Here is a 12,261-nt window from a genome sequence, read left to right as displayed (position 1 = left end):
CAGGACCTTCGCTCTACTGCGGCAACTACGGTCCTACGCCACCGCGCCGCCGAGGATCCTCAGCGAGTACTTGTCATACGCCCGGTGCAGAATCATCACCACCGGCCCCGAGGTGAAAACCCCGCTGACAACGTACTCCTTTTTGTTTCCCGTCTCGGCGATCTTCTCCGCATAGAGGGAATCGGTCTCCTGCTTCGCCTGCTTGAGCCACGAAGACGCCTTTCCGTGGTCGACTCCCGCCACGTCGAGCCCGGTGCAGGCAGCGAGGAAGTCGAAACCATCGGATTGGTCCGTGCCGGTTCTGCACAGAAGGGATGACATGTTCTCGTTGTCGATGTATCCGGCCGAAACCGTCATCCCGTCCCCGCCGTCCCCGCCGTGCCCGTTGACATAGGTTCTCTTTTTTCCATCGGGCATCTCCTGCCCAACCGGCTTGTCCAGCTTGAGCTTCCAGTCCTTCGAGAGCCCGGCAAGGAAATCCTTCCCGGTGTATCCGGCGGCCATGGTGTCCGCCGCGCCGAAGGTGGGCCGCTTGTCGCTGGTCACCGCGTGCTTCGGCAGATCGGCGGCACGCGGCGCGGTCCGCGCTCTGGACGGCTCAGGATGGGGCGCTGAGGCTTTCGTACGGTCGGGTGCCGCTGTGCCGGAGTCGCTCCGGCTGCAGGAGACGGCTCCCGCCGTGCCGATGACGACGGTCATCAGCACGGCGGGAACGCGGAGGGCAGCGCGCATCACGGCCCACCGTCGACCAGGGCGCAGGCTCCGGGATCGGCGGAGCTGAACGGGACGAAGGCGATCGCGTCGAACACCACGTTGTCGTCCCCGGTGCCGGCGTCGTGGAGGTTGTCCGCCTCGATCCGGCCGCCCTTCCAGAAGCTGAAGGTGCCCATCTCGAACCAGGTCTCCTGACCGTTGCTGCGGGTTGCCTGGTTGACCCGGCAGTAGTCGGGCTGGGCGCCGAACGCGTTGTCGCCCGGGATGAAGTTGTACCGGACGATCGCTTCCGCTCCATGGCTGGGCAGGTGGACATAGACCTTGTAGCGCTGGCCGGGCTGGTCTCCGGAGGGGAGCTTGGCCGGGTTGACCTCCCACCGACCGGTGATCTTGTGGAAGTAGTCGGTGTCCCCGTAGCTGTGCGTGAACCAGACGTGGTGGTCGTAACCGGCGCCCAACTGGTGAAGGTCGATGGGAGCGATGTAGGGGGTCGCGCGGAAGGTGCCGTCGTCCCTCTGCATGGTGATGTTGTCACCGGTCTGGAGGGTGAACTTGCCGTCGTAGGCTCCCTCGATGTCCGCACAGTCATAGGTGTTCTCGTGCTGACCGAGGTCATCGACGATGATGGCGTTGGTGTAGACGCTCGGGTGGTCGATGCACGGGCCATGACCGTACTTGCTCTGGAGCTCGGGCTCTCCCGAGCCGAGCGTGTATCTGAGCGTCTCCGTGCTGGAGTTGGCGGGACTCTGCGACCCCATCCAGTTCACGCTGCCGTCCCAGTAGCACGACGCGTCCCAGCTCGGGCACGGGTCGGCCGCGTCCGGGTCGCACGCATTGACGGAGGGCGCGCAGAACGCGTCGAGCGGGGCGGCCGTGATGACGTCGAACGGCATGTCCGGCTTGACGTACGAGGCCACGCCGTCCCAGGTCATCTGCGGGACTTCGGCCCAGCCCAGGATCTTTTCCTGGTAGGTCCAGTCACCGGGGTGGGAGGCGTCGTCGTAGCTGTCGCGCAGGAACGGCTGCCGGTCGGCCGGGTAGTTCGGCTTGATCGGGTTGTTGAAGTAGCCGAGGCCGACGGAACCGGAGGTGTAGACGCCGGAGTTGTAGCCCCACAGCGCCATGTACCAGTTCTCGATGTAGGCCGGGCTACCGCCGTTGGCGTTCATGCCCAGCGCCTTGAGCTGGTTCCATTTCTCGGCCAGGATGCTCAGACCGGCGGCGATGTTCGCCGCGTAGTCGGTGGTGACGGCGCCGGCGCGCAAGGTGTCGAGTTGCTGGGTGTCGAACTCGGACATGCCGGTGGTCACCTGGGCGATGCCGTAGCCGCAGTCGGCGTCGCCGCGGATGGGGTAGTCGTGGATGCCGTTGGCGTTGCCGTACCAGTCGGACTTGGTGACGTTGCCCGAGTCGCCGTTCACGGAGTGCCAGGAAGCCTGCTTGAAGTTGGACTCCTGGGCGAGGACGCCCAGCATGACCTGTGCGGGAATCTCACCTCCGCCGGTCAGTGACGGCTTGGGGAAGAGGCCCTGCGGGGTGTAGGAGCCGAGGCCGGTGTCGTGCCAGTCCGCCGGACGGGACACCGTCAGATCCCCGTGCACAGCCTGGTCGACCGCCCATTCGACCATGTTCGCGCTGGCCTGGAGCGCCTGGCGCTTGGGGTCGTTGCGCTTGACGATGCAGGGGGTTTCCATTTCCGCGATCTTGCCGTGGACGGCCGCACCGGATCCGGACAGGCACTGCGATTCCGGCCCGCCCTCACCGCAGGTGAGAGGGTCCGTGTCATCGGGGGCGTCCGCGGTGAACGCGGCCGGGTCCATCGGCAGTGAGGAATCCGGTTTCGGCCGCTCGCGGTCGGCGTCGACGAGTGTGGTGGCTTTCGCCCCGGTCTTGAGCGCGGTCGCCTTGACGGTCAGCGATCCGACACCCTTGTTCGAGGACGAGCCGATGCCGGTGGTGATGCCCTTCATCTGCTCGGAGAACACCGAGTTGGTCACCAGGTGACCCTGCCGGGAGATCCCGGCCACACGGCCGTCCACCATGTGCTTGGCGAGCCCCGGCGCCTTGCTGGTGTCGATGTCCTTCACATCGCCGACGACCGCGGCGCCGCCGGCCACGGGGAGGAGTTTGACCTCACCCTTCGGGGCGCGGCCCAGTTCGGTGAAGTCCTTGCCGTCGAAACGGGAGATGACGCTGCTCTCGCCGTCGACCGTGCCGACGTCGACGGCACCGTTCTTCGAGGCGGTCAGTGCGAACATCGGGCCCGGCACCGTGGCGAGCTTGCGGGCGGACAGCTTCTTGCCTTCGCCCTTCAGATCGACGAGGTTTCCGCCGAGCACGCCGACGGTGCCCTTCTGGGTGGGCGTGACGTGCGTGAGGTAGCCGTTGACCGTGCGGCGGGAGGACACTGATCCGTCGGCCGCGTCGACCGATATCACCGTCGTCGAGCCGACCGATCTGTCGGTGGCCGAGCTGGAGGTGAACGCCACCTCGTCGCCCGTTCCGCAGCCCGGCGTGAAGTACGCCAGCTGCACCCGGTCGGGAACCTCGGTGACCTTGCCGTCGGAGAGACGGATGACCGCGGCGAACGCGCCCCTCTCGTACGCGCCGGGCTCGTTGGACCAGGCCGACGGGGCGTAGACCGCTGCCGCGTAGTTCCCTGATCCCGTGGTGCAGACATAGCCCGTCCACGGGCCGACTTCGGACAGTTCCGTACGGCTGAGGCGTGCGATCTCGTAGAAGGAGAACCCGTCACTCTCCCTCGCCGCGAGGATGTGCAGTCCTTCGGCGTCGCCGGTGGCCTGCACGATCGCGTCCGACGACGAGGCGTAGCCCGACCCGAGCTCTTTACCGGGTGCGGAGAACAAGCGGGGCGCCGTGCCGTCCGCGGCGGTGGCGGCCGTCTTCACCGGGGTGTCCGGGGAAGCCAGTGGGACTAAGGTCGCGGATGCCGCCACCACGCTCAGGGCTATCAGCGGGTTCGTGGAGAAGTATCTCCTGAGACGTCTTCTGGGCATCTTTCCCCCTACAGCCAGTCCGTGCACGAGCCGTGCTGAAGCGCGAGGCTCGCGTCGTGGTTGTTCACGATGTACCGCAGTGGCGCGGGGTCGTACTGAGCGTCGATGTCGTTCCAGCACGCCTTGGCCGTCGTGTTCTTCCAGTTCTGCATCTTGGTGTAGGCGCCTGCCACACCGTCGGCGAGAAGACCTGTCGTGTCGTCGTCCTGAATGCCGCCGGAGGGATCACGAGTCGTCCACAGCGTCCCGTACACGTAGTCGGGGGACGTGTCGAGATCGCGTGAGATCTTCGCCCACACCCCCTGGCACAGCGGCGACCACATCAGCCGCACCGCGACCGACGCGTCCGGCTCCGTCACCTGCTGAAGAATCTCGGCATCGTTGTCACACCCCATCTGGATGGGGTCCTTGCCCGCACAGGTGTCCCGAAAGCAGTCGACCGCGGCTGCCGGGGACGCCTGAATTCCCTGGAAAGCCCCGGCCAGCAGCGTCAGGGCGACCGTCGCCGGCCCCCATCTGCGTATGCCGTGCACGCACATCACCTCGGATCTCTCTGCACTTCTCGGTGCCGCATCGCGAGCAGCACTCCTTGCCGCCTGTCCGCCGGTACGACACCGAATTGTCCGAGACATGACACAAGTGGGCATGGTGTCCACCGGCTGTCCATCAAGATCTCACAACGACACCCCGGCCGGCAGCGGGTTCATCAACTCGTCCGCGAACAGTTTGCGGGAAGCAATGGATTGCTCATGCGATCGCGCAGGGGGCGGTGGATCTCGTGGCCGATGCCGCCACCGGATGAGCATGCGACGCGCGGGAACGGCTTCGACCGGCGGGGACCGGATCGCTGGGCAGGCATCGCCTGGGCCCCCTCGTGCGACCCATCTGACTGCCCGTCAACTGGCCCCGCGTCCCAGGTGCTTCGGTCGCCCGTGCCGAGCTCGGGCAGGTCACGATCAAATAACTTCATGGTCATGACAGTAATCGGATGGTAAAGATCTTCTCTGTGAATCACCTATCGATGGAGATGTGATGAGGAGTACCCGCATCAAGAAGAAGCTGGCCGCCTGCGCCACATCCTTCGCGGCGGTCGCGGCTGTGATGGCCACCGCCGGCCCGGCACATGCGGCGGAGTACAAGGTCACGGACAACTGTGACGTTCCGTGGATCGAGTGCTCGTACGGTGATCTGCGGCTGTTCTACAACTCGAAGGACCTTGCCATCCAGGACGGCTACTACAAGTCGGCGTTCACGATGTACTACGGCAACGTGTACGACCACTGGGGTACGAGCCAGTACGAGGGATCGTCGCTGACGACGTACCGGTACGTCTTCGGCAACGGCGGCAACGGCAACGGCCAGTACATGAAGAACAACGCGGCGTCCGTGGAGAACTGCGCCCGGGACGACAACTACCGCGTGTACTACAGCTCCGGCTACGGCGGCACCGCTCAGTACTTCGCGAAGAACGGCCCCTACGGCGACTGCAACATCACCAACCTGATCTCCGCCCTGAAGAACGAGAACGCCTCCTCCCACTTCGCTTGAGAAGGAACCCCCGTGAAGCACATCAAGCGGACCGCCGCCGCAGTGGCCCTGACCGCTTCAGCTCTCCTGGCCAGTGCTTGCTCCCCGGGCACGACTCCGGAGACCACGACGAACGCGGCTGACGACAGACCGATCGTGAACAAGGAGAACTGGCCCGAGAAGATACCCACCAGCGGTCCGGCCAAGGATCTGACCCTTCCGCTGGAGGCGTACATGGCCTCCTACGAGGACCAGGTCACCGTCGAGCAGGCCGCCGACGATCTCCAGCAGTCCTGCATGAAGGACTACGGCATCGACCTGACGCTGCCGCGGGCGGGCGCCAACCCGCCGCCCAGTGACAACGACGCCAACATCGAACGCCGTTACGGCATCACCGACCGGGCCGAGGCCGAGAAGTACGGCTACGAGCTCCCGCCGGCGCTGCGGGAGCACACCGAGCAGACCATGCGTGATCTGTCCGGTGTCGAGGTCGAGGTCCTGACCGGCCATACCAAGCCCGAACCGCCCAAGGCGCCCAACGCGGTCGAGGCGGGAGAGCCGGTCGCCGTCCCGAACCAGGGCATCGAGCCCGCTCGGGCGGAGTACAACGGGAAGAAGCTGAAGTCGGGCGGCTGCATCGGCTGGTCCAAGGACCAACTCGGTGTGAAGGAAGTCGACCCGACCTTCGTGGCGGAGCTCGCCGGGGACAGCCTGGTGCGGTCGCTGAAGGACGACAAGGTCATCAAGGTCATCGCCGCGTGGTCCGCGTGCATGGACGGCAAGGGACATGCGGGACTTGCCGATCCGTACAAGGCGATGGACCAGGGTGTCACCAGTGATGGGGAGCCGTCGCAGGAGTCCATCGCGCTGGCGGTCGACGACATCGACTGCAAGGAGCAGACCGATCTGGTGAAGATCTGGTTCGGTGTGGAGTCCGCGATCCAGAACCAGCAGATCGTCGACAACAAGAGCCCATTGACCGGCATCAAGGATCAGCACGGCAAGGAAGTCGGTGCCGCGCGCAGGCAGTTGACGGCTTCCGCCCGGTGAAGGCTGGCACTGGAGTGACCGGACGGTGGATGGTCCGGGCACTGTGCCTGACGGCGGCGGGTGGCAGCGGTGTGCGCGCCAGGATCGAGGACCGGGAAGCCGCGGTGATCGGCTCGGGAGACATGGGTCCGGTTCCGCAGGTTCCGAAGATCTACGTCGACGAGTTCGCTCCCCTCGTCGACCGGGACTGAAAAACGGAACACTTCCGCGACGCATCCCACGACACCGGTGCTCACACCCTGTACGGCATCCCGGAGCGGGGCACCGGGCGGGCAGATCACGCGTGGTTGACCTCAGTCAGCGGAGGCCTCGCCGTCACCGCCGCGGCAACGGACAACGGTCGGGGCGTCGCAAGCCCGGGTGACATCGTCCGGGCCGTCTTCGACGCCCGCTGACCAGCTGAACAACGACGGCATTCTCCCCGGCACTTCATGCAGACAAGGAAAGCCCGTGCACGTCTTCAAGCCGACGACCACCGCAGCAGCTGTCATGCTCGCGGCAATATCCCTCGGTGCATGCTCGTCGTCCGGATCGGACTCCGGCCCGGCGAAGGACCACACCCCGGTCGACCGGAGCAACTGGCCTGCGGAGACCCCTGCTTCAGGACTGGCCAAAGGCCTGGAGCTGCCGCTCGAGACCTATATGTCCTCGTACGCGGATCAGGTCGCCGTGGACACCGCGCTGCGCACCCTCCAGACGCGGTGCATGGCCGAGTACCGGCTCACTGTCGACCTGCCGCGCCCCGGCATGAACCCGCCGCCGTACAGCAACGCCATGTCGATAGAGGCCCGTTACGGCATCACCGACCGCACCCGGGCGGAGAAGTACGGGTACGGGATGCCGAAGGAGCTGACCCGGGGCACCGAAGCGGTCGACAAGGGGCTTTCGGGTGTGGAGGCCGAGGTGCTGACCGGGCGTACGAAGCCCGAGTTCCTTCCGCCCGAAGGTGCCGAGGGGGACGGGCCGTACTTCACCGGTGGGGACTCCGAACCCGCCCGCGCCGAGTACCAGGGCAAGAAGCTGCACGAGGGCGGCTGCGCCGGGTGGTCGAAGCGGCAGATCAAGCTGAACGAGTCGGATGCGGGCTCTGTCGCACAGCTCGCCTCGACAAGCCTCTCCGAGTCCCGGTCGCGCGAGCCGGTCGAGAAGGCCATCAAGGACTGGTCGGCCTGCATGAAGAAGCAGGGACGGTCCGCCGCGGACCCGTACAGGGCCATGGAGCAGGGCTACGCCAACGGCGACGGCACCACCCAGGACGCGATCGAGCTCGCGCTGGACGACATCGACTGCAAGGAGCAGACCCGTCTGGTCGAGGTCTGGTTCAAGGAGGAGTCGGCCGTCCAGAAGCGGCTGATCGAGGAGAACAAGGCCCAGCTCACCGCGGTCAAGACGCGCATGAGCAAAGCCCTTGCAGCCGCCAAGGCTGTCAAGTGATCGAAGGGGGAACGAAGTTGAGACACAGACGTATGCGCCTGCGGGTGCCGCTCACCCTCGCGGTGGCCACCGCGCTGGCGATACCGCTGAGCCTGCCCGCGCAGGCCGGGGAACCAGAACCGCCGAAGGGCGCGGCGCAGGGCTGGAGTGATGCCGCGCAGGAGCAGAAGAAGCTCTCCCTGAAGCCTTCCGCGATCCCCGCGAAGGACCGCGCCGGCCTGCTCGGCAAGGACTACGCGGAATCCGCCGACACCGCCGTGACCACGACCGGCGACGGCACCGGCTTCCACCTCCTTGCGGGCAAGGAGAAGGACGGCTATCAACTGCGCACGATAGCCAGCCTGTTCGAGGATGGGTTCGCCTCGGACACCTGGATCGGCAACCACTGCGTCACCGGGTCGGGCAGGTACGCGGCCGTCTCGTACGCGCCGCGCATGTTCACCAACAAGCCCGAGCTGATGGTGCGCGGCGCATTCACCGCAGTGGTCGATCTCCAGTCGGGCAAGGTCGACAAGCTGCCGTTCCAGTCCTCGCTCGCCTACTTCTCACCCGGCTGCGGCCAGGGTGACAAGGCGGTGTTCACTCAGCTCAGCCACGACGGTGACAAGAAGCAGCAGACCCGCTTGATCACCGTCGACGCGGCAACCGGCAAGGAGTCCAAGCCGGTCACGCTCGCCGGCACGGTCACCTCGGCCATCCCCACGGACGCGGGCATCGTCGCCGCGCACGGCAACAAGCTGGTACGGATCGACGGCACGGCCGAGAAGACCCTGGCGTCCACCACGACGGTGCCGTTCGAGATCACCGCCGACGCCGACGGCGGCATCACCTTCATCGACCGCGAGCTGGACAAGAAGGCGTCCAAGGCGCCGACCAGTTGGGCCAAGCACCTCGACCGCGCCAAGGTCGAGAAGGGCCGCAAGACCGAGCCCGTCACCGTCGTGTCCGGCAAGCTCGAAGCCTGGGACCTGACCCGTTCGGCACGCGGCGAGGTGTTCGTCACCGGTGCCGCCACGTCCGGAACGTTGCCCAAGCGGGTGCACAACCCCGGCGAACTCCCCAAAGGCGCGGCGATCTCCAGTCACGCCCGGACAGCCCTGACCACCACGTGGTCCGACGGGAAGACCACCCTGGTCAACCCGGAGGACGCCGCCACACCCCGCCCCGCGCGTACCGTCCTGCGCATGCTCGGGTCCGGCAAATCCGTGACCCTCGATCTGCGTCCCGGTGCCCACCGCGTGGGCGACGAGGCCCAGGGGCGTGACCTGTCGCCCGCCCTGCCCACCGGCGGCCCGGTCGAGTCCGGCCCGGACACGGCCGAGCAGAGCGAAGCCGGCCTGTCCACGCAGACCGTCAGCACCCAGGCCCTCACCGCACAGGCCGACAACCCCAGCGAAGGCACCGGGGAACGCTACTGCGCAGTGGCCCGCAACGACGCGAAGAAGCAGGCCTTCCAGCCCACCCCGCGCCAGGTCGAGTGGGCCGTGGACCAGGCCGTCGTCGGCGAGCTGGACTTCTACCGCGAGGGGAACTGGAAGAACACCGGGACCGGTGGCTACCAGCCTCAGGGCCTCTTCCCGCCGACCGTGCTCGCCGGCGACCCCAACGGCACCCTCGACAACGAGGACCCCGACGTCACCGACAAGTGGCACATTCCCGCGCAGGTGATGCTCGGCATCACCGCGCAGGAGTCCAACATGTGGCAGGCCGCCCGCTTTGCCGTACCCGGTGTCACCGCCAACTCCCTGATCGGCAACTACTACGGCGTCGACTTCGCCGCCGACGGTGAGCAACTCGACCCGTGGCGGATCAACTGGGCGGACGCCGACTGCGGTTACGGCATCACCCAGGCCACCGACGGTATGCGCCTCGCGGGCAGGACCAAGCCGGGCGAGACCGCCCTGCCGGCCCTCGCGCAGGAAGCCGTCGCCCTGGACTACACGGCGAACATCGCCGCCGGTGTGCGGATCCTGTCGGAGAAGTGGAACCAGACCTACAACGCCGGCATGACGATCAACGGCGGCCACCCCAAGTGGATCGAGAACTGGTTCTTCGCCCTGTGGGCGTACAACTCCGGCTTCTACGACACCGCCGACTCACAGGGCCACTGGGGCGTCGGCTGGACCAACAACCCGGCCAACCCGCTGTGGAAGGCCAACCGCGTTCCGTTCCTGCAGAGCGCGTCCAACTCCGCCGGTGACGACTACAGCCATGCCGCACACCCGCAGGACTGGCCGTACCAGGAGAAGGTGATCGGCTGGGCGGCCCGCCCGATCTCGGCGATGTTCGCGCCCGGAGACTTCCAGGCGGGCTACCGTCCCGCGTGGTGGACCACCAACGAGGACCGCGCCAACGCCAAGCCGCCCGTCGATCTCTTCTGTAACGCGTCGAACTACTGCAACCCGTCCAAGATCGGCGACAACGACTCCAACGACCAGGGCCTGGGCGCCTGCACCCTCGACTCGGGTGACAGCGACACCAACGCGCACTGGCTCCACTGCTGGTGGCACGAGAAGGTCACCAAGGAGCAGTGGAAGGACTGTGAACGGCTCGCCGAGTGCGGCAACGGTGTGCACCGCTTCAGTACCTCCTACGGCGAGCAGGCGGATGCCGGCTCGTACCCGCCGAACTGCTCCATCGGCACCCTGCCCACCAACGCCCTGGTGGTCGACGACCTTCCGAACGGCACCACACCCGCGGGAGTCAGCACCAACCGCGGATGCGGGGCGGTGAGTTCCAGCGGCACGTTCGGCTTCACGTACGTTCCGTGGGACACCCAGATGGATCTCACCAACGACGGCACGGACAACCCGACGACCGTCACCACGTATCCGGGGAAGATCGACACGCACCAGATCGGCGCGGGCTACGGCAACCACTTCTGGTTCGCGCACACCCGATCGCCGGAGTCCTCCACGGCCGACGCCGACCGGATGAAGGTCACCGGCACGTGGAAGCTGAACGCCCCGCTGACCAACACCACGCGCCAGGCGAAGGTCTTCGCTCACATCCCCGACCACGGGGCGCAGACCTCCAACGCCGTCTACCGGGTCCAGACCCCTGAGGGGGAGGAGGAAGTGGCCCTCTCGCAGACGGCGAACGAGTCCAACAAGTGGGTGGACCTGGGCGCCTACGACTTCGGTGACCAGATCCCCGAGGTGCGGCTCGACAACTTCAACGGCGGCAGCGGGAGCGCGGACATCGCCTTCGACGCGCTGGCGTTCGTCCCGGGAACGTACAACGGCCAGAAGATCACGGGCAGTATGACGGTCAACCCCACCGCACCGGACCCGGCGCCGGTCGAGCCCGGCGACGACATCAGCGACGGCCTCTTCCCCACGGTCAGCGGGTTCTCGGCCGGCGCCGCCGCGGCGGCGCCGACGGCGACGACCATGAGCACCGCGTCGTGCTCGACGGTGGCCCTTTCCATCACCCGCAAGCGCACCAACAGCTGTCTCCACGACGAGCTCTGGGTGAATCACTACACGAACAACACACCGGACGGAAACGCGTCCTTCGACTACTACAACACGATCTATCTCGACCCGGCGAGTGATGAGTTCTCCCAGGTCACCACGGTCCGGCTGAAGTCGATGAGCGGTGTGATGAACACCGTCAACCTGGACTACCAGGCCAAGTGCCGCGGGTACTGCAACATCTCCAGCGTCACCTGGGACGGGTCGAAGATCTTCAAGACGGGCGACACGATCCAGCGGACCGTCACCACGCGGTTCAAGTGGACGCCCAGTGGTGCCACCAAGAACACGATCACCCCGTACTGGTACTTCGGCGGGACGGCCAACGCCACTCCGATCGCGAATCCGCTCGAAGTCGAGAAGTCCAAACTGGACATCCGCTGCGACAGCGAAGTCCCCAACGCCGCCACCGGCTGCGTGTTCTCCGGCTACGACCCGACGTACGTCATGAACTCCCAGAAGTTCCCGGGGGCCGCCGCACACGTCGACATGATGTGGCGCAAGACGAACGTCGACTGGGGCAACCGCAACGGTGGCAAGCCGCTCACGTACCTGGGCAACAAGATGTCCGTCGACGGCTCCGGCAAGATTCAGTCGGACCGCAACCGGCAGCTCATCTGCAGCAGGCAGTGGAAGACCTACAAGGACACCGGTCTGTTCAGTGACATGTGGACCCTGGAGGCAGGGGCGACACGTACCGACGCGAAGAGCTGTGACGAGTTCGCCTTCGCCAACGCCTTCCAGAGCGCCGGAAACTCCGCGGGCCCCAACCCTGTCACGTACAGCGGCAAGGAATGCGTGCAGACCTATGTCAGGCGGAACGCCGACGACACCATGACGCTGCACCTGCGTCCTGATGCCCCGGCACCGACCTGGAAGGAGCCCTGCGGCCGGTCCTCGATGTCGAACTGGCAGAACACCCAGTCGATGCGGCCGTTCGGCGACTTCATCAAGGAACAACGCCTGATGGAGGACGACGACTACTGGCTCGACCTGGGCGGATTCACCGCGCCCACACCGTGACCGAACAATGAGAAGTGCCC

Annotated in this window: 8 protein-coding genes; 5 read left to right on the top strand and 3 right to left on the bottom strand. The window is 66.3% G+C overall.

Features of this window, described 5'->3' with window-relative positions; genetic code table 11:
• Positions 1–33 precede the first annotated feature (33 nt).
• From ACFYRX_RS23765 to ACFYRX_RS23755, 3 genes are read right to left on the bottom strand one after another with little or no spacing between them, the layout of a single operon-like run.
• Positions 34–732: a hypothetical protein gene (locus ACFYRX_RS23765; protein ID WP_389103063.1), complete on the bottom strand. Its 699-nt coding sequence runs from the start codon at positions 730–732 to the stop codon at positions 34–36.
• Positions 732–3,731, bottom strand: a complete 3,000-nt coding sequence (locus ACFYRX_RS23760; protein ID WP_389103060.1) for a hypothetical protein — start codon at positions 3,729–3,731, stop codon at positions 732–734. The genes ACFYRX_RS23765 and ACFYRX_RS23760 overlap by 1 nt, the downstream gene beginning before the upstream one ends.
• An 8-nt stretch (positions 3,732–3,739) precedes the next feature.
• A complete protein-coding gene (locus ACFYRX_RS23755) occupies positions 3,740–4,264 on the bottom strand; it encodes a DUF2690 domain-containing protein (protein ID WP_389103057.1) in 525 nt (174 codons plus the stop codon).
• 499 nt (positions 4,265–4,763) lie between these two features.
• Here ACFYRX_RS23755 and ACFYRX_RS23750 point away from each other — a divergent pair, with 499 nt between their 5' ends.
• The 5 genes from ACFYRX_RS23750 to ACFYRX_RS23730 all read left to right on the top strand — a co-directional run bounded on the left by ACFYRX_RS23750 (position 4,764) and on the right by ACFYRX_RS23730 (position 12,241).
• Positions 4,764–5,279 (top strand): hypothetical protein, encoded by a 516-nt coding sequence (locus tag ACFYRX_RS23750; protein WP_389103054.1) that lies wholly within the window; start codon positions 4,764–4,766, stop codon positions 5,277–5,279.
• A 12-nt stretch (positions 5,280–5,291) separates the two neighbouring features.
• Entirely contained in the window at positions 5,292–6,308 is a 1,017-nt protein-coding gene (locus ACFYRX_RS23745; RefSeq protein ID WP_389103051.1) for a hypothetical protein, read from the top strand.
• Between the two features lie 29 nt (positions 6,309–6,337).
• Positions 6,338–6,499 (top strand): hypothetical protein, encoded by a 162-nt coding sequence (locus ACFYRX_RS23740; protein ID WP_389103048.1) that lies wholly within the window; start codon positions 6,338–6,340, stop codon positions 6,497–6,499.
• 259 nt (positions 6,500–6,758) lie between these two features.
• On the top strand, positions 6,759–7,742 hold the full coding sequence (locus ACFYRX_RS23735; RefSeq protein WP_389103045.1) for a hypothetical protein: 984 nt from the start codon (positions 6,759–6,761) through the stop codon (positions 7,740–7,742).
• Between the two features lie 17 nt (positions 7,743–7,759).
• Positions 7,760–12,241, top strand: coding sequence for a hypothetical protein (locus ACFYRX_RS23730; RefSeq protein WP_389103042.1), 4,482 nt, complete (start codon positions 7,760–7,762; stop codon positions 12,239–12,241).
• Positions 12,242–12,261: the final 20 nt, after the last annotated feature.

It is taken from the genome of Streptomyces sp. NPDC005374, assembly GCF_042872225.1.
GTDB lineage: Bacteria > Actinomycetota > Actinomycetes > Streptomycetales > Streptomycetaceae > Streptomyces.
The sequence above is the reverse complement of the archived record's forward strand: the minus strand, read 5'-3'. Positions and strand labels throughout refer to the sequence as shown.